Source organism: Allobosea sp. OAE752 (assembly GCF_050433265.1).
Lineage (GTDB): Bacteria > Pseudomonadota > Alphaproteobacteria > Rhizobiales > Beijerinckiaceae > Allobosea > Allobosea spartocytisi.
Window position 1 is genome coordinate 686,222 of sequence record NZ_JBNPXO010000001.1, and the last position, 18,081, is coordinate 704,302.

At 67.2% G+C, this 18,081-nt stretch carries 18 protein-coding genes; 11 read left to right on the forward strand and 7 right to left on the reverse strand.

Features of this window, described 5'->3' with window-relative positions; translation table 11 throughout:
* Positions 1-16: 16 nt before the first annotated feature.
* The gene (locus GGC47_RS03205) at positions 17-1,798 is read right to left on the reverse strand and encodes a tetratricopeptide repeat protein (protein ID WP_248311130.1); all 1,782 of its coding nucleotides are present in this window, start codon (positions 1,796-1,798) and stop codon (positions 17-19) included.
* A gap of 473 nt (positions 1,799-2,271) precedes the next feature.
* A complete protein-coding gene (locus GGC47_RS03210; protein WP_038360984.1) occupies positions 2,272-3,951 on the reverse strand; it encodes an electron transfer flavoprotein-ubiquinone oxidoreductase in 1,680 nt (559 codons plus the stop codon).
* 171 nt (positions 3,952-4,122) lie between these two features.
* On the opposite strand from GGC47_RS03210, the gene GGC47_RS03215 reads away from it, so the two are divergent.
* Entirely contained in the window at positions 4,123-4,956 is an 834-nt protein-coding gene (locus GGC47_RS03215) for a uracil-DNA glycosylase (RefSeq protein ID WP_142020162.1), read from the forward strand.
* 111 nt (positions 4,957-5,067) lie between these two features.
* The gene (gene ypfJ, locus GGC47_RS03220) at positions 5,068-5,952 is read left to right on the forward strand and encodes a KPN_02809 family neutral zinc metallopeptidase (protein ID WP_113253992.1); all 885 of its coding nucleotides are present in this window, start codon (positions 5,068-5,070) and stop codon (positions 5,950-5,952) included.
* 82 nt (positions 5,953-6,034) lie between these two features.
* Here ypfJ and GGC47_RS03225 read toward each other — a convergent pair whose 3' ends face one another.
* Together GGC47_RS03225 and GGC47_RS03230 are read right to left on the reverse strand one after the other, a co-directional pair.
* Positions 6,035-6,970, reverse strand: a complete 936-nt coding sequence (locus tag GGC47_RS03225) for a dihydrodipicolinate synthase family protein (protein ID WP_370954669.1) — start codon at positions 6,968-6,970, stop codon at positions 6,035-6,037.
* A complete protein-coding gene (locus tag GGC47_RS03230; RefSeq protein ID WP_429066859.1) occupies positions 6,967-8,307 on the reverse strand; it encodes an MFS transporter in 1,341 nt (446 codons plus the stop codon). The genes GGC47_RS03225 and GGC47_RS03230 overlap by 4 nt, the downstream gene beginning before the upstream one ends.
* Here GGC47_RS03230 and GGC47_RS03235 point away from each other — a divergent pair.
* On the forward strand, positions 8,306-8,449 hold the full coding sequence (locus tag GGC47_RS03235) for a hypothetical protein (protein ID WP_370954671.1): 144 nt from the start codon (positions 8,306-8,308) through the stop codon (positions 8,447-8,449). The two genes, GGC47_RS03230 and GGC47_RS03235, sit on opposite strands and share 2 nt — an antisense overlap.
* Before the next feature lie 30 nt (positions 8,450-8,479).
* Complete coding sequence (locus GGC47_RS03240; RefSeq protein ID WP_038360976.1) at positions 8,480-9,163, forward strand: FadR/GntR family transcriptional regulator; 684 nt, start codon at positions 8,480-8,482, stop codon at positions 9,161-9,163.
* A gap of 54 nt (positions 9,164-9,217) precedes the next feature.
* Here the strand turns inward: GGC47_RS03240 and GGC47_RS03245 are convergent, their stop codons facing one another.
* Positions 9,218-9,694 carry a glycosyltransferase family A protein gene (locus tag GGC47_RS03245; RefSeq protein WP_162737898.1) on the reverse strand — a complete coding sequence of 159 codons (477 nt, stop codon included), beginning with the start codon at positions 9,692-9,694 and terminating at the stop codon, positions 9,218-9,220.
* Positions 9,695-9,860: 166 nt separating this feature from the next.
* On the opposite strand from GGC47_RS03245, the gene GGC47_RS03250 reads away from it, so the two are divergent.
* The 4 genes from GGC47_RS03250 (at position 9,861) to GGC47_RS03265 (ending at position 14,060) form a co-directional block, all read left to right on the forward strand.
* Entirely contained in the window at positions 9,861-11,024 is a 1,164-nt protein-coding gene (locus tag GGC47_RS03250; RefSeq protein WP_370954823.1) for a PA0069 family radical SAM protein, read from the forward strand.
* A gap of 195 nt (positions 11,025-11,219) precedes the next feature.
* A complete protein-coding gene (locus tag GGC47_RS03255; protein ID WP_038360974.1) occupies positions 11,220-11,831 on the forward strand; it encodes a ribonuclease HII in 612 nt (203 codons plus the stop codon).
* 326 nt (positions 11,832-12,157) lie between these two features.
* Entirely contained in the window at positions 12,158-13,375 is a 1,218-nt protein-coding gene (locus tag GGC47_RS03260; RefSeq protein WP_113253988.1) for a site-specific DNA-methyltransferase, read from the forward strand.
* Positions 13,376-13,430: 55 nt separating this feature from the next.
* Complete coding sequence (locus tag GGC47_RS03265; RefSeq protein ID WP_142020159.1) at positions 13,431-14,060, forward strand: LysE family translocator; 630 nt, start codon at positions 13,431-13,433, stop codon at positions 14,058-14,060.
* Here the strand turns inward: GGC47_RS03265 and mutY are convergent.
* Positions 14,050-15,126: an A/G-specific adenine glycosylase gene (gene mutY, locus GGC47_RS03270; RefSeq protein WP_142020158.1), complete on the reverse strand. Its 1,077-nt coding sequence runs from the start codon at positions 15,124-15,126 to the stop codon at positions 14,050-14,052. The genes GGC47_RS03265 and mutY overlap by 11 nt on opposite strands.
* A gap of 111 nt (positions 15,127-15,237) precedes the next feature.
* Between mutY and GGC47_RS03275 the strand changes: the two genes are divergently transcribed.
* Positions 15,238-15,873: a VOC family protein gene (locus tag GGC47_RS03275; RefSeq protein WP_142020157.1), complete on the forward strand. Its 636-nt coding sequence runs from the start codon at positions 15,238-15,240 to the stop codon at positions 15,871-15,873.
* A gap of 27 nt (positions 15,874-15,900) precedes the next feature.
* Here the strand turns inward: GGC47_RS03275 and GGC47_RS03280 are convergent, their stop codons facing one another.
* Complete coding sequence (locus GGC47_RS03280; RefSeq protein WP_142020156.1) at positions 15,901-16,494, reverse strand: 3'-5' exonuclease family protein; 594 nt, start codon at positions 16,492-16,494, stop codon at positions 15,901-15,903.
* A 151-nt stretch (positions 16,495-16,645) separates the two neighbouring features.
* Here GGC47_RS03280 and GGC47_RS03285 point away from each other — a divergent pair, with 151 nt between their 5' ends.
* Both GGC47_RS03285 and GGC47_RS03290 read left to right on the forward strand, forming a co-directional pair.
* Positions 16,646-17,143, forward strand: a complete 498-nt coding sequence (locus tag GGC47_RS03285; RefSeq protein WP_142020155.1) for a DUF721 domain-containing protein — start codon at positions 16,646-16,648, stop codon at positions 17,141-17,143.
* Between the two features lie 107 nt (positions 17,144-17,250).
* The gene (locus GGC47_RS03290; protein WP_038360963.1) at positions 17,251-17,886 is read left to right on the forward strand and encodes a DsbA family protein; all 636 of its coding nucleotides are present in this window, start codon (positions 17,251-17,253) and stop codon (positions 17,884-17,886) included.
* Positions 17,887-18,081: the final 195 nt, after the last annotated feature.

Below are 18,081 nucleotides of genomic sequence, written 5' to 3' on the forward strand. Positions count from 1 at the left end.
TCGCGCGGGGCAGGCGTCAGCCGCCGTCCTTCTTCTGCTCGGCGGGGCTAGCCTGCTCGCCCGCATTCGCCGATGGCGTATCCTCCATCCCGCGCTCGATCTTGCGCAGGATGTTCGGCAGATCTTCCGGCTCGGGCTTGAGATCGCGGGCGTGGTTCCACTGGAACTTCGCCTCGAGCTTGCGGCCGGTCTTCCAGTAGACGTCGCCGAGATGGTCGTTGATGACCGGGTCGGAGGGGCGCAATTCGGCGGCGCGCTCGATCTCGCGCGAGGCGTCCTCGTACCGGCCGAGGCGATAATAGGCCCAGCCGAGCGAATCGATGATGTAGCCGTCGCGCGGGCGCAATTCGACGGCCCGGCGCAGCATGTCGAGCCCCTCGTCGAGCTTCAGATGCTTGTCGACCAGCGAGTAGCCGAGATAGTTCAGCACCAGCGCCCGCTCGCGGCCGAGCGGATCGGGCAGCAGTTCCAGCGCCTTGCGCAGATCGGCCTCGGCATCGGGCCAGCGGTTGATGCGCTCGCGCGCGATGCCGCGGAAATAGAACAGGTCCCAGTTGGCGCGGCCGGGTACGGCGAGCTTGGCGATCGCCTTGTCATAGGTGTCGGCGGCCTCGGCGAACTGCTTGCGCGAGCGATAGATGTTGCCGAGCGCGGCGAGCGCATCGACGTCGTCGGGCCGCTCGCTGATGACCCTGTCGAGATGCTTCACGGCATCGTCGTGCTTGCCGAGATTCTCCAGCGCGAGCCCGGCCTGGATCTCGGCATTGGGCCGCAGCGGCGAGGTCATCGGCATCTTGTCGTAGACCGCGACCGCATCTTCCGGCTGACGCGAGCGCTCGAGGATGTCGCCAAGCGTCAGGATGGCGAGGTCGTGGCTCGGATCGAGAAAGATCGCCATGCGCAGATAGAGCAGCGCCGCCGCCTCGTCACCCTGGCGGTTGCCGGCGCTGGCGAGGCCGTAGAGCACCTCGGCCGCGCCCTGCTGCGGCGTCGCGATCTGGCGCGGCGGAGCTTCCTTCTTCGCGACGAGGGCCATGCCCTCGCGGATGATCGGGTGGTTCGGCAGCAGCCGGTCGAAATCGGCATAGGTTGCGGTGGCATCGTCGAAATCGCCGTTGCGGGCCTGGAAACGGGCCCAGAGATCGACGAGACGCAAGGTCGTCTTCTCGGCGTCGTAGGCGCTCTTCAGGCGCCTCTCGGCCTCCTTCCGGCGGCCGGCCGCATCGAGGATCAGGCCGGCGTGATAGTCGCGGAAGAGATTGTAGGAGGGCTCGCCCTTCAGGCGCTCCAGCGTCTCGACGGCGCGCTTCGAATTGCCCGAGCCGAGATAGGACCAGGCGGACAGCAGCGTCGCGGTGATGTCCGCGGCGCGACCGCGCCCGCCGCGCTGCAGGTGGTTGCGCGCGGTCTGGTAGCTCTTCTGCTTGATCGCGCGGATGCCGACGACGAGCTGGGCGAGGCCATTGCTCGGATCGACCTGGATCAGGCGGTCGGCGGCGCGGAAGGCGTCCGGCATCGAGCCGTCGGCCAGGAAGGCGACGAAAGCGCGTTCCAAGAGATCGTTGTTCTGCGGATCTTCCTTGACCGCCTCGCGCAGATAGACGGAAGCCGCACCCAGATCACGCGAGGCGCCGGCCACGATCGCCGCGAGGTAATTGCCTTCGAGGCTGTCGGCGGGCTCAAGCGATTCGGCGGACCGTGGCGTCGCGCCCTGCGCAGCGGCGGCCACCGGCAAGGCCAGGACCAAAGACAATGCAGCAGCCGTGCCGGAGGCACGCACCTTCTTCAAAAATGTCACGACTGCCATTCTCCCTCGGTCCGCCGCCCCGCTGTTCCGGGGCGCTCTTCCAGCGGACCGTGATCGCTCGCGTAGGGGGTCAAGATGGCGGTTTCCGGGCGAGCGGGCAAGCCGGGCCCGGCGCGAATGCGGCACTTTCGTAGCGACCGCGCAACAGTTGCCGAAAACCCGCTCCCCAAAAGGAGCCATGAAGCAATCGCCAGTCTTCGGCGCGGGATATCCGGGCTATATTCCTGCGACCCGCAGTTCCGGCGGGCGCTCTATTGGGGGTCATTCCAATGAAAAAGATTGTTCTGAGCTTTGCCGCCGTCGCTCTTCTCGCCGGCTTCGTCGCCGGCTGCGCCACCACCGAGGTGAAGGAAGCCCCGAAGGTCGTACGCAAGGGCTGATCGCCCCTCGCGTAAAACAAAGGGCGCGTCGCGAGGCGCGCCCTTTTCATTTGGGGAAGGCCGGCAAGCAGCCTCGCCGAGCGATCACATATTCGCGTAGCCCGGCCCGCCACCGCCCTCGGGCACCGTCCAGGTGATGTTCTGGGCGGGGTCCTTGATGTCGCAGGTCTTGCAGTGGACGCAGTTCTGCGCGTTGATCACGAAGCGCGGATTGCTTTTCGTCTCCGCGTTCTCATAGACGACCTCGTAGACGCCGGCCGGGCAATAGAGCCGCGCCGGTTCGCCATAGAGCGGAAGGTTCTGCGTGATCGGCACCGACGGATCGGTGAGCTTCAGATGGGCCGGCTGGTCCTCCTCGTGATTGGTCGAGGAGAGGAAGACCGAGGAGAGCTTGTCGAAGGAGATCTTGCCGTCCGGCTTCGGATAGCTGATCGGCTTGACCTCGGCGAGCGGCTTCAGCGTGGCGAAGTCCGGCTTGCCGTGCTTCAGCGTGCCGAAAGGCGACCAGCCGAAAAGCTGGTTCAGCCACATGTCGACGCCGCCGAGCCCGATGCCGATGAGCGTGCCGAACTTCGACCAGAGCGGCTTGACGTTGCGGACCGGCTTCAGATCCTTGCCGATGGCGCTGTCGCGCCAGCTCGTCTCGATCTCGACGACCTCGTCATGCTTGCGGCCCGCCTGCAGCGCCGGCACCAGCTTGTCCGCCGCGAGCATGCCCGACAGGATGGCGTTGTGGCTGCCCTTGATGCGGGGAACGTTGACGAAGCCGGCGGCGCAGCCGATCAGCGCTCCGCCCGGGAAGGTCAGCTTCGGCACCGACTGGTAGCCGCCCTCGGTGATGGCCCGCGAGCCATAGGAGAGGCGCTTGGCGCCCTCGAAGACGTCGCGGATCATCGGATGGGTCTTGAAGCGCTGGAACTCGTCGAAGGGCGAGAGCGTCGGGTTCTGGTAGTTCAGATGCACGACGAAGCCGACGGTGACGAGATTGTCGTCGAAATGGTAGAGGAAGGAGCCGCCGCCGGTGCCGTTGTCGAGCGGCCAGCCGAAGGAATGCTGGACGCGGCCCTTGTGGAACTTCTCCGGCTTGACCTGCCAGAGCTCCTTCAGGCCGATGCCGTATTTCTGGGGCTCGCGCCCCTCGTCCAGCGCGAATTTCCTGATCGCGATCTTGGAGAGCGAGCCGCGCGCGCCCTCGCCCAAGAGCGTGTAGCGGCCGCGCAGCTCCATGCCGCGGGTGAAGCGCTCGGAAACCGTGCCGTCCTTGGCGATGCCCATGTCGCCGGTGGCGATACCCGCAACCGAGCCGTCCTCGTTATAGAGCAGCTCGGCGGCGGCGAAGCCGGGATAGATCTCGACGCCGAGCGCCTCGGCACGGGCGGCAAGGAACTTCGTCACCAGCCCGAGCGAGCCGACGAAATTGCCGTGGTTGTTCATCAGCGACGGCATGGCGAAATTCGGCAGGCGGATGCCGCTGGGCTCGGTCAGGAAATAGAAGACGTCTTCCTTGACCTCGGTGGTCAGCGGACGCTCCGGATCGTCGCGCCAGTCCGGCACCAGCCGGTCGAGGCCGATCGGGTCGATGACGGCGCCGGAGAGGATATGGGCGCCGACCTCGGCGCCCTTCTCGACGACGACGACGGAGACGGATTCGTCGAGCTGCTTCAGCCGGATCGCAGCGGCCAGGCCCGCAGGGCCGGCGCCGACGATGACGACGTCATAGTCCATGCTCTCGCGCGGTTCGCTCTGCGCTTCCTTCAGATCCATCCCGTCCTCCGCACGCGAAAACGCGCTGCCCAGATAGTTTATATGTAAACTGTTTTGCCCGTTCGTTCAACGACGGGCGCTGATCAGTCTGGAAACCCTCTATCCAAGCCTATGCTCCATTTTGCAACCGCGAACGCTCGCGAAGCGGCTCGACAGGGTATAGGATGAGCCATGAGCTTCTCCGATGCAGTCTCTCCCGACGAGCCGGGTCCCTACGAGCTCCTGAGCTGGTACGCCGAGATGGGCGTGACCGAGGCGCTCGACGAGGAACCGCACGACCATTTCTCCGCGCCCGCGCCGCCGCCCGCGCAGCGTCCGTTCGCCACCCTGGCCGGGCGCGTTCCGGGAGGTGCTCCGCCGCCGGCGAGCCGGCCGATCGCGGCTGCGGCCACCGCCCCCGACGATGCGACGCTGACGGCCCGCGCCCTGGCGCGCGAGGCGCACACGCTCGACGAGCTGAGGGCGGCGCTGGCGACGTTCGAGGGCTGCGCGCTCAAGGCCACGGCCAAGAACCTCGTCTTCGCCGACGGCAATCCGGAAGGCCGCGTGATGATGGTCGGCGAGGCGCCGGGGGCCGATGAGGACAGGCTCGGCCTGCCCTTCGTCGGCCGGTCCGGCCAGCTCCTCGACCGCATGCTGGCGGCGATCGGACTCACGCGGAAGGACGACGTCTATATCGCCAACCTGCTGCCCTGGCGCCCGCCCGGCAACCGCACGCCGACGCCGCAGGAGGTCGCGATCTGCCTGCCCTTCATCCAGCGTCAGATCGAGCTCGCCAACCCCGAGATCCTGGTCTGCATCGGCGGCCCCTCGGCGCAGGGCCTGCTCGGCTTCAAGGGCATCCTGGCCTCGCGCGGCAAATGGGTCGAGTACGACACCGGCTCGCGCCGCATCCGCGCCATGGCGACGCTGCACCCGGCCTATCTCCTGCGTCAGCCCCTGCAGAAGCGCCTGGTCTGGCGCGACCTGCGTGCGCTCAAGACGGCGCTGGAGGCGGAGGCCTGAGCGGTTGTAAACCGCCGCAGTCACCTCGCGTTCAGCCATCGCCCGCAAAGACAGCTTGAGTTCGCCGTCTCTCTTGGCGAGATTGCGAAGAGTTTCGTCGGGGACCTGACCATGCAGTGGGAAGATTACCGCCAGTCCGACAATCTCGAGGACAGGCGGGGAGGTGGCGGTGGCGGCTTCGCCGGCATGCCCGGCGGTCGCGGCGGCATCGGCATCGGCACGATGGTGGTGCTCGGCCTGCTCGGCTGGGCGCTGGGTATCGACCCGCGCCTGCTGATCGGCGGGGCCGAGATGATCGGCGGCATCGGCGGGCGCGAGCAGACGCCACAGACGCGCCAGTCCTCCGGCCCGCCGCAGGACCAGATGGGCCGCTTCGTCTCGGCCGTGCTGGCGCAGAACGAGGACGTCTGGACCAAGCTGCTGCCGCAGCAGGCCAACACCCGCTACCAGGCGCCGCAGCTCGTGCTGTTCTCCGGCGTCAACCGCTCCGGCTGCGGCGTGGCGCAGTCGGCGATGGGGCCGTTCTATTGCCCCAACGACCGCAAGGTCTATCTCGACACCTCCTTCTTCCAGGAAATGCAGCGCAAGCTCGGCGGTGGCGGCGACTTCGCCTATGCCTATGTCATTGCCCACGAGGTCGGGCACCATGTCCAGAACCTGATCGGCATTCTGCCGAAAGCGAATCAGCTCCGCGAGCGTTCCTCCGAGCGCGATGCCAATGCGATCTCGGTCAGGATCGAATTGCAGGCGGACTGCTTCGCCGGCGTCTGGGCCCACAACATCCAGGCGATGGGCCGGCTCGACCAGGGCGATATCGAGGAAGCGATCCGCACGGCCTCGGCCATCGGCGACGACAAGCTGCAGAAGGCGGCGCAAGGCGTGGTCGTGCCGGATTCCTTCACACATGGCTCCTCGGCGCAGCGGACCAAATGGTTCAACACCGGCTTCCAGTCGGGCTCGATGCAGAGCTGCGATACGTTCAGGAATCAGATCTGACAGAGACAGGAGCGCAAGCCTGATGGCCGGCTTGTGCTCCTGAAGGGCCCCCGGTCCGGGGCGCCGGACATGAGCGCTCCGGCTAGACCGGCTTCTTCCCCGCGGAATTCGGGGCCGCGAAGGCGCCCAGCCGCTTCGCGTGGGCCTCGACCAGCGAGAGACCGAAGTCCGTCGGCCGCAACGCCGGTGCCCGGTCGAAGACCGGAAGGCCTGTGCGGGCCGCGAAGAGGCGCTTGCCATAGCAGATCAGGTGCTCGAGCCCCTGCATCACGAAGGTGATGGCCGGCAGCACCTGCGCGTACATCTCCTCGGCCTGCGCCTCCTCTCCGGCGCGGAAGCGCTCATAGATGCGCACGGCATGATCGATGCAGTCGGGTGCCAGGATGAAGCCAGCGCACCCGGCCCGCAGGCTCTCGATCAGTTCCAGGCCGGCGCGACCGTTGAAAACGGGCACCCGCCCTTCCGTGAGCTGAATGACGCGCTCGATCTCGACGGCCGATCCCTCGCCCTTGAGCAGGCTGATGTTCGGATATTCGCGGGTCAGCACGCGGATATCCTCGGCCGTCAGGCCGCGCCCGAGAAAGGCGGGCGCGTTCTGGATCGCCACGGGGATCGTGCTTTTCTCGGCCACGCGGCCGAAGAAGCGGATGTATTCGCCGGCCGGGAAACTCCCGACCGCCGGCGGCTGCAGGATGACCCAGTCGGCTCCCACATTTTCCGCATGGCGCAATTGGGCGACCTGCTCGGCGACCGAATTGCCTGAGATCGTGAAGGCCAGGGGAACCTGCCCGCCAGTATCCTCCGCCACCCAGTCCATGACGGTGCGACGCTCGCCCTCGGAGAGCTTGGCGACCTCCGTCGCCAGGCCGAGCGCCGCCATGCCATGGACCCCGGCTGCGAGGCACAGCTCCGTCTGCCGCCTCATGGCGGCGCGATCCAGCGCCTCGTTCTCGTCGAACAGCGCATAGGCGATGGCATGGATGCCATGCAGCGCTGCGGTCTTGCCGGCCGGGATCATGGGGTGCCCCGTCCCGCCCGTGCGAGCCCATCGTCCTGCACGGCATCGATCATCCGACGGCGCGGAGCCAGGACGATGCCCAGCAATCCGCCGATCACCAGAGCGATGGCGACGACCAGGAGCGCGACGTTGAAATTGCCGGTTGCGTCCTTGATCCAGCCGATGACCGGCGGGAGGCCCAGCCCGGCCAGGTTCGCCACCGCATTGATCAGCGCGATCGAGACGGCGGCAGCGATGCCGGAGACGTATTCGGTCGTGACCGCCCAGAAGACCGGGATGGCGGCCCAGTTGAGACCGATCGACAGGGCCAGCAGCAGAAAGGCCACTGTCGGCTGGCCCGCGAGCTGGACGGCGACCGCCAGAACCAGACCGGCCAGGACCAGCGGCAGGCCAAGATGGAGCGCCCGCTCGCCGCTCGCATCCGAATGGCGCCCGTTGAAGAACATGAAGATGCAGGCGACGAGAAACGGCACGGCCGAGAGCAGGCCGACCGTCATGTTGCTCTGACCCGATACCGACTTCACGATCAGCGGCAGGAACAGCGTGATGCCGATGGTGCCGAAGGCCTGCAGCAGCCAGAACAGCGCCAGCAGCCAGACCCTGCCGCTGGTGAAGGCCTGACGCCACCCGGCCGTATGCGACACCGGGGTGTCGGACTGCTCCTGCGCCAGCGTCTTTTCGAGCCAGTCCCGCTCGGCCGGCGCGAGCCAGGCCGCATCCGCGGGCCGGTCGGTCAGGACTTTGAGCGTGACGAAGGCCAGCAACACCGCCGGGATGCCTTCGATCAGGAAAAGCCAGCGCCAGCCCCCCATGCCGTGCCAGCCGTCGAGGCCGAGGAGCAACCCCGACAATGGCAGGCCGATCACCGAGGCGAGCGCCGCACCGATATAGAAGAACGACATGGCATTGGCGCGCTCGCGCGACGGGAACCAGCGCGCCAGGTAATAGATCACGCCGGGGGTGAAGCCGGCTTCCGCTGCACCGAGCAGCAGGCGCATGCCGTAGAGCTGGTTGGCGCTGGTGACGAAGGCCATGCCGGCGGCAATGACGCCCCAGCTCAGCATGATCCGGGCGATCCAGCGGCGCGCACCGACACGGGCCAGCACCATGTTGCTGGGAATTTCGAACAGGATGTAGGTCGCGAAGAAGATGCCGGCCGCCCGGCCGTACATCTCGGCTGTGAGGCCGAGCTCGGCATTCATCTGAAGCGCCGCCACCGAAATGTTCGAACGGTCGATATAGGCGATCAGATAAAGCAGCATCAGGAAGGGCAGCAGGCGCCAGCCGACCCGCCGCATCGTTTCCGCTCGATTCACAGTCCCTTCGAAGGTGGCCATGGCCCAACTCCTCCCGAGTGTTGGTGACCGCGATCTTCTCGCCGCGGCCCTTCAAACATCCGATGTAAAACATATGATGTTTGACCGCAAGCATGCGGGACACGAAGCCCGCTTGCTTGTGACGCAGGACGGCGGCGGCTAAGAAGCCTCCGAACCGCATCGCTCGAGGCTCATGACCAACCGCAAGCCCGCCCGGACCAGCAGCGTGGTCGAAAGCCTCGGCATCGAGATCGTCGGCGGCAATCCGCCGCCGGGCGGTGCGCTGGCCGCCGAACCTGCTCTCGAAGCGCGCTTCCAGGTCAGCCGGGGCGTCGTGCGGGAAGCCGTCCGGATCCTGGCGGCAAAGGGGCTGGTCAGCGTGCGCCAGCGCCACGGCACGCATGTGCGCCCGCGCCATGAATGGAGCTGGCTCGACCGCGACCTGATCGGCTGGATCGCCGCCAGCGGAATCAGCCGCGCCGATCTCCTCGCCTTCGCCGAGGCGCGCCGCATCATCGAGCCGGAAGCGGCCGCGCTCGCAGCCACGCGCGCGACCAACGTGCAGCGCGACGCGATCAGCGCAGCCTATGCGGCCATGGTCCGCGACCGCCACGATCCCGCCCGCGCGATCTCAGCCGACAAGGCCTTTCACCTGGCGGTTCTGGACGCCACGCATAATCCCGTCCTGCAAAGCCTTCACGGCGCGATCGACGCGCTGCTCAGCGCGATCTTCGATTTCACTGTGACCGTGTTCGAGGGAAACCTCGACAATCACGGCGCCGTCGCCGCCGCCATCCAGCGCGAGGACGCCGATGCCGCGCGCCAGGCCATGCGCGCCTTGCTGAACTATACGGGCGACTATCTCGAACATCGCTGATGCGTTCGCGCTCCTGCGCAGCCGCCTTGCCGGGCCATTCGCCCCGACGGCCAGCTATCCGCTCACGCGCTCCCGCCCCGTCTGCAGCCGCCGCGGCGCATGGCCGAGCCGGCCGGCGAGCACCGCGCCCTTGGGCGCGATCAGGCCCGCACGCAGCCGCCGGCCGCCGAAGGAGATCGCGGCGCGCTCGCGCAAGGAGGCGGCGAAGCCGCGCAGCGGCAGCAGCGCCGGCGCATCGGGCGCGAGCAGGAGGTGCCGTTCGACCGCCTGCGCCCAATTGAGCTGCGGCACGTCGCCGGCATCGAGCAGCAGGAGCCAGTCGCCGCGCGCTTCCTTGGCGCCAAGATGCCAGCCTTCGGCGTTGCCCGCGCGCAGATAGCTCGCACCCGTCGCATCGGCGATGCGCGCGAGACCGTCCGCGCCGACGGTGTCGACGACGACGGCATGGCCAAGGAATCCCTCAGCCACCGCCGGAATCAGCACGGCGAAGGTCGCGGCGATGGCTTGCGCCGAGCCGGGCGCACGGATCACGGCTGTGAGCATCTGCAATGTGTATGGCGCAGCGCAACACGTCGCAATCCTGTCACTTGCCTTTTGTTCCCGTTATGTTCACATTCGAGACCAATGATGGACGCCGATTCCCGGCGTTCGGCAGGATGGAACAGCCATGCCCCAGGCCAGACCGACTTCCCGGCCGATGCCGACGGCCCTGCCGCTGCGGCGGCAGGGTAGCGAGCCGGTGTCCGCCTCCGTGCGAATCGCGCCTGTCGATCCGCTCGCCCATGTCGGCAGCAGCATCGATCCCGAGCGGCGGCGCGGGCGCGGCGCCACGATCAATCCGGGCGGGCGCTACGAGGCCGAACAGCGCGTCGCGGAAGATGACGGCTGGGGCTCGCTCGGCGACTTGCCGGCGTTCAAGACCGAGATCGCCTATGAGAAGGCGCGCAGCATCATCACGCGCAACGACTCGCCGGACATCTCCTTCGACCGCTCGATCAATCCCTATCGCGGCTGCGAGCATGGCTGCGTCTACTGCTTCGCCCGGCCGACCCATGCCTATCTCGGCCTTTCGCCAGGGCTCGACTTCGAGAGCAAGCTGACGGCCAAGCTCGATGCGGCGCAATTGCTGGAGAAGGAGCTCTCCGCTCCCTCCTACCAGCCGCGCACCATCGCCATCGGCACCAACACCGACCCTTACCAGCCGATCGAGAAGAAGCTGCGCATCATGCGCCAGGTGCTGGAGGTGCTGGCAAAGTTCAACCATCCCGTCGGCATCGTCACCAAATCGGCGCTGGTGCAGCGCGACATCGACATCCTCGCGCCGATGGCGGCGAAGGGGCTCGTCAAGGTCGCGCTTTCGGTGACGACGCTCGATCCGAAGGTCGCGCGTGGGATGGAGCCGCGCGCCGCCTCGCCGCCGAAGCGGCTGGAGACGATCCGCAAGCTCTCGGAAGCCGGCATTCCGGTCACGGTGCTGGTGGCGCCGATCGTCCCGGCGATCAACGAGCACGAGATCGAGCGCATCCTCGATGCTGCCAAGGCCGCGGGCGCGCAAGAGGCTGGTTACGTGCTGCTCAGGCTGCCGCTGGAGGTGCGCGACATCGTGCAGGAATGGCTGCTCACCCATCACCCGGACAAGCTGCGCCATGTGATGTCGCTGATCCGCTCGACGCGCGGCGGCAAGGATTACGATTCGCAATGGGGCCAGCGCATGGTCGGTTCCGGCCCCTATGCCTGGATGATCGGCCGGCGCTTCGAGATGGCGGCCGAGCGCATCGGCTTCAACACAGCGCGCAGGCGGCTGCGTACGGATTTGTTCGTCAAGCCGGAGAAGGAGAAGGCGCAGTTGAGCTTGTTCTGACGCGCGAGCAGTGCCGGCCTACTGAATGAAGCCCTCCTTCTCGGGCGAAGCGAAGCGCCGACCCGAGAATCTCTCGCCCGAGAGGATTCCAGAGCCCCCTGCGGCGAGAGATGCTCGGGTTGCGCCCGCGCATGACGGAGGGCGTGCGCTCACGTCGCTCTGGCTCCGAATCGGACTCTGTTGCATAAGCCCGCCATGCCTGCAGACTTCACCCGCGAAACGCTTGCCATCGCCGACGGCCGCTGGCCGCTGGCCGGCATCGACGAGGTCGGGCGCGGGCCGCTCGCCGGGCCGGTGGTGGCGGCTGCGGTGATTCTCGATCCCGAGCGCGTGCCGGCCGGGCTCGACGATTCGAAGAAGCTGCCGGCACCCCTGCGCGAGGAGCTCTTCGCGGAGATCATGGAGCGGGCGCTCGCGGTTTCCGTCGCCAGCGCCACCGCGGTCGAGATCGACGCCGTCAACATCCGGCAGGCGACGCTGCTCGCGATGCGCCGGGCCGTGGCGGCGCTGCCGCTGGCGCCGCTGCATGTCCTGGTCGACGGCAACGATCCGCCGGTGCTGGCCTGTTCCTGCGAGGCGATCATCCAGGGCGACGGGGCAGTGGCTTCCATCGCGGCCGCCTCGATCGTCGCCAAGGTGACGCGGGACCGGATGATGGCGCGGCTGTGCCGGCGCTATCCGGCCTATGGCTTCTCCGGACATGTCGGCTACGCGACGCCGCAGCACCGCAAGGCGATCGCCGAGCACGGCCCCTGCCCCGAGCACCGTTATTCCTTCGCGCCCGTGAAGGGCGTCTGGTTCCGGTAGGGATCGCCAGGCGTCATCCTCAGGCGAAGCGCAGGCCCGAGAATCTCAGGCAAAAAAGGCGCCAGAACCTCCTTCGGCAGGAGATGCCCGGTTCAGGCCCGGGCATGACGTTGGCCGCAGGCCGCAAGCCCATCGAAGCCGCCACCCCCTGCCCCAACGGGAGGTCCGCAGGTTAACGTGCGTTTACGAATTTCTCTTTCTTGCCAATGGCCTAGGCAAAAACTGCAGCCCCAGAATGGGACGCATTTTTTTCAAACCGGAAACCCGGCCTTTACCCTGACTCGCCAGTATCGCCCTCGTTGAAGTTGCGTAACGGTCTTGGCGTCATGGGTATCTCGCGTACCGGGACCGCCAGCGCTCCCGTCCGGATTCAGGTTTCGCGTACCGGACGGCCAGCGCTGGGGGCTCGGATGAAGGCCAAGGGCCTTCACGATCATAACCTCCTCGAACAGGGCGGCATTCCTGCGGCATTGCCGCTGGATCAGGTCATCGTCGGCGACTGCGTCGCGGCGATGAATGCCCTGCCGCCGGGGAGCGTCGATCTCGTCTTCGCCGATCCGCCCTATAATCTCCAGCTCGGCGGCGATCTGCGCCGGCCCGACGACAGCCTCGTCGACGCCGTCGACGACGACTGGGACAAGTTCGCCTCCTTCGCCGAATACGACGCCTTCACCAAAGCCTGGCTCGCGGCGGCGCGGCGGGTGCTGAAGCCCGATGGCGCGCTCTGGGTCATCGGCAGCTATCACAACATCTTCCGCGTCGGCGCGATCCTGCAGGATCTCGGCTTCTGGATGCTGAACGACATCGTCTGGCGCAAGGCCAACCCGATGCCGAATTTCCGCGGCCGGCGCTTCACCAACGCGCATGAGACGCTGATCTGGGCGGCGCGCGGCGAGCAATCGAAATACACCTTCCACTATGAGGCGCTGAAGGGCGGCAATGACGACCTTCAGATGCGCTCGGACTGGTATCTGCCGCTCTGCACCGGCGACGAGCGCCTGAAGGGCGCCGACGGCGCGAAGGTGCATCCGACGCAGAAGCCCGAGGCGCTGCTTGCCCGCGTGCTGCTCTCGGCTTCCAATCCCGGCGACGTCGTGCTCGATCCCTTCTTCGGCACCGGCACGACCGGTGCCGTCGCCAAGGCGCTGGGCCGCCATTTCATCGGGCTCGAGCGCGAAGCCGTCTATGCGAAGGCTGCGCGCGAGCGCATCGCGGCGGTGAAGCCGCTGCCGCCTGAAGCCTTCGCCACCGCGCCGTCGAAGCGCAGCGAGCCGCGCGTGCCCTTCCTCAGCCTGGTCGAGGCCGGGCTGGTCAAGGCGGGCGAGACCGTCATCGACGACAAACGCCGCCACAGCGCCGTCATCCGCGCCGACGGCACGCTGTCGGTCGGCCCCGCCATCGGCTCGATCCACAAGGTCGGCGCGCTGGTGCAGGGCCTGCCGAGCTGCAATGGCTGGACCTTCTGGCATGTCGAGCGCGAGGGCAAGCTGATGCTGCTCGACATGCTGCGCGGCGAGATCAGGGCGCAGATGGCGGCGGCCTGAGCCGATCGCCGGCACGGTTCATGCTTAACCCTGCCCTACCGGCAGGAGACCGCTCATGGACCCCGTCACACTCGATCTCGGCACCCTCGCGGCCTTTGGCGCAGCGTTCTTCGTCTTCGCGGCAAGCCCGGGCCCCGACAATATGACGATCGTGGCACGCACGCTCTCGCATGGAGCGGCTTCGGGCCTCGCCTATGGTCTGGGCACCGTGGCCGGAATCCTGATCTTCCTGATCCTCGCCGCCTTCGGCCTGTCGCTGCTGGCTGCCGAGATGGGCACCGCGATGACGGTCCTTCGCTATGTCGGAGCGGCCTATCTCGTGGTGATGGGAATCATGCTCTGGCGCGCCGATCCGGTTCTGCCGGGTCCCGGCGGGGAGACGGAGCGGCGCGCGCTCGTGCCGGTCTTCCTGACGGGGGTCGCGCTCAATCTCGGCAACCCCAAGATGCCGCTGTTCTATCTGGCACTGTTGCCGCATGTGGTCGGCCCGCAGCTGACGCTCTCGCAGGTGGCGGTGCTGGCCGGCGTCATCCTGCTGGTCGAGGCGGTGGTGATCGGTGGACATGTCCTGCTCGCCGGCCGGGCGCGGCGCTGGCTGCGCACGCCGGCCGCCGTGAAAAGGATGAACCGCGCCGCAGGCGGCGTGATGATCGGCACCGGCTCCGTGGTGGCGGTCACGCGCTGAGGCCGGTGACCTTCACGCCGGCGGCGGCCAGCACCTTAACCATCACGCCCGACAGAGGCTCTTCGGCGAGCCGGCCCAGCGGCGTGAAGCGCATGCCCGCAGGCGCCGGGGTCTTCGCCGGCACGGCCCCGGTGAAGACCGTCAGCTCCAGCGGAAAATGCGTGAAGACGTGCCGGACGGGCTGCGGCACTTCCGTCCAGCGCAGCGGCAGCGGGGCGTCCTGCGCGGCCCCGTCGAGCTCGTAATCGGCACGCCATTCGCTTGTCGGCACTTCGGCCATGCCGCCGAGCAGGCCCTTGGCCGGTCGCGTGCGCAAAAGGATCGCACCATCGGCGCGGGTCAGCACGAAGGCGGCGCCATAGCGCGTCTGCCCCGCCTTCTTCTTCGCCTTGCGCGGGAAGCTCTCCTGCGTGCCTTCGATCCGCGCCCGGCAGGGCTCGCGCCAGGGGCAGAGCCCGCAGGCCGGGTTGCGCGGGGTGCAGATGGTGGCGCCGAGGTCCATCAGGGCCTGCGCGAAATCCCCGGGCCGGCCGGCCGGCAACAGCGCCAGCACCTTTTCGCGGATCAATGGCCGCGCGCCCGGCAATTCGTCCGCGATGGCGAAAAGCCGGGTCATCACCCGCTCGACATTGCCGTCCACGGCCGCCGCCGGCCGGTCGAAGGCGATCGCCGCGACGGCGCCGGCCGTATAGGCGCCGATGCCGGGCAGCGCGCGCAAGCCCTCCTCCGTGTCCGGGAAACGGCCGGCGTGATTCTCCATCACCGCCTTCGCGCAGGCATGGAGATTGCGGGCGCGGGAATAATAGCCGAGGCCGGCCCAGGCCTGCATGACCTCTTCCGAGGGCGCCCGAGCCAGAGCCTGCACGGTCGGAAACCGCGCCATGAAGCGCTCGTAATAGGGCTTCACCGCCGTAACCGTCGTCTGCTGCAGCATGATCTCGGAGGCCCAGACGCGGTAGGGATCGGGCCGCTCGCCCGCCTCCGCGCGCCAGGGCAAGGCGCGGCGATGCCGGTCGTACCAGGCGAGCAGATCGGCGGCGCGGGGCATCGGAACGGAGGCGTCCATCCAGCCGGTTTAGCGCGTGGCGGCGAGGCTGCGAAGAGGCGTGCGACGGCACTGTCACATCAACAATTGCCTGCTGTGGACAGCGGGCATGATCACCCGCAGTGATGAAGCATGCTCAAGCTCGACCACCTCACCGTCATCGCCCCGACCCTGGCTGAGGGCGTCGACCATGTCCGCGCCTGTCTCGACATCGACGTCCCCTTCGGTCAGCGGCATGCCTATATGGGCACGCACAACCGCCTGCTGCAGCTCGGGAACATGGTCTATCTGGAGATCGTCGCGCTCGATCCGGATGGGCGCCGGCCCGACCGCGCGCGCTGGTTCGGCCTCGACGACCAGAAGCAGGTCAGGCGGGATTGGGATACCGGCCGCCGGCTCCGCGGCTGGGTGGCCAGAACCGACGACATCGATGGCCTCCTCAGGGGCCGCGAGCAGATTTTCGGGAGGAAGATCGCGCTGCCGATGGATGCCCCGAGCTTCGATTTCGCCATCCCGGACGATGGCGCGCTGCCCCCGGACGGTGCCCCATCCATCATCGACAGGCGGGGCAAGCCGCGTTCGATGGCGAGCATGGCCGATCTCGACGCGCGGCTGCTTTGCTTCTGGTTCGAACATCCTGAAGCCGGAACGATGGGGACGCTGTTCCGCGAGCTTGCTGTCGACCGTCCACCCATCGCGGTTCCGGGGCCCGAATTGCGCTATGGCGCCCTCATCGAGACGCCGGGCGGGGTCAGGGAGCTTTTCTGAATTGTGCGCCTAGCCTGGGGAGCAGATCTAAAACTCGCGCACAGCGCGCCCATTCTGAATGAAGAAGCTCAAGAGGTTTGCATAACCGCGAGCGTCATCAATCGCGCGATGCGTGTGCTCGACCTCGCCGAGCCATCTGGTTGGATAGTTCTCAACATCGCATTCCCAATGATCTCGCCCTGTGCTTCCAGCCACCATGGACATCAGACAAAGGGGCGCATGATGGAAAAGCCGATCGGAAACCCATGGCCCTTCGAACAGCGGGCGTTTCATGTATCGCCGCAGATAATAATCGAACCATGCCCCATCGAGGCTAACGGGATGCGCCGCAAAGATCGGCTTGCCCTGGAATGATTTCACCCAGTCGACAAATCGGCCGATGACAGTGGCGGCAGGTTCTGGATTGCCGGTCGCAGCCGCCCATGCTTCCGGGTGCTTCTCCCAGAAGGACATGGTGCTGGGATCGCTCGCTGCCCCGTCGAGAGTTTCGAGAACGGCCTCGAACTCGCCAAAGATGCTGCCGCCGGCCGATACGGCGACGGAGCCGAATGAGAGCATCGAATTTTCACCGGGCGTTGGCCCGTCGAACTCGCAATCGGTGACGACGTAGAACTGTCCCATCACTGCTCTCGGCATCCTTTGGCCCATGATACGAGCCCGAAGCCTAGAGTGGAGCATCTCGCTCCTTCTGCAACAGGTTGAAAGCAGCAATCCGCTCGCGATCCCTCCCCACCGCCTTGCCACGCCCCCAACCCCACGCGCAGAATAAGCCATGGCCGCCAAATCCCTCGCAGAGCTGATCGACGATTGCATCGCGCCCGCGCTCGCCGCGCAGGGTTTCGCGGGGCGGGCCATCGTCTCGCTCTGGCCGGAGATCGTCGGCGAGCGGCTGAGCCAGCGCACGCGGCCGCTCAAGATCGACTGGCCCAAGCGGCGCCCGGTGCCGGGCGAGGCGACGGAGCCTGCGACGATGGTCGTGCGCGTCGAGAGCGCCTTCGCGCTGGAGATGCAGCAGCTCGGCCCGCTGGTGGTCGAGCGCGTCAACACCCATCTCGGCTGGCGCGCGGTCGGCAAGCTCGTGCTGAAGCAGGGCCCGGTGGCGCCGTTGCACGTCCCCGCCCGGCCGGCGCCGCCACTCGACCCCGCAGCCGCCGCGCGGATCGAGGATCAGGTCGCTTCGGTCGCGGATGAGGGCTTGCGCGATGCGCTGGCCCGGCTCGGCCGCGCGGTGTCGCAGAAGGCACGGCAGGGCGATCCCGATCACAAATGACACGGCTTCGTGAGCATGAGGCCGCAGGCGCCGATGGGCTCTTGCCACAATGCACCGGCCTCTATAGCTCCCGATTTTGATCTTTGACCCTTCGAGGACCCCTCACGATGACCAACAGGCGACAGCTCCTGACCGGCGCAGCCGGGATCGCCGCCGCCGCGCTCGCGGGCGCCGAATTCACGGGCATCACCGCCGCCCGTGCCCAGACCAAGCTGCCGGATGCCGGCCCGCTCGGCGATGTCTGGCTCGGCCCGGCGGACGCCAAGGTCACCGTTATCGAATATGCGTCGATGACCTGCTCGCACTGCGCCCATTTCCACGAGACGACCTGGCCGGAGCTGAAGAAGAAGTACATCGACACCGGCAAGATCCGCTTCACACTGCGCGAATTCCCGCTCGACCCGCTCGCGACGGCCGGCTTCATGCTCGCCCGCTGCAACGGCAACGACAAATTCTACCCGATGACCGACCTGCTGTTCTCGCAGCAGAAGAACTGGGCCTTCGTCGACAAACCGGTCGATGCGCTTTCGGCGCTGGTGAAACAGGCCGGATTCTCGCAGGAATCCTTTGAAGCCTGCTTGAAAAGGCAGGACATCTATGACGCCATTACCACGGTGAAGGATGGCGGCGCCAAGGCGGGCGTGGACGCCACCCCGACCTTCTTCGTCAACGGGCAGAAACTCTCCGGTGCAGTCTCGATCGCCGAGTTCGACAAGGTGCTGGAGCCGCTGCTCGCGAAGTGAGCGGGGCGGCCGCGTATCCTTCTCCCCTCGGGGGAGAAGGTGGCAGCGCGAAGCGCTGACCGATGAGGGTAGCCCAGCGCTGACAACCTTCATCCGTCTGCTTCGCAGACACCTTCTCCCCGCGCATGTCGGATGTTTCCGACATGCGCTTAAAAGCTCCAATCTCGGGCAAGCCCGGGATTGGTGGGAGAAGGA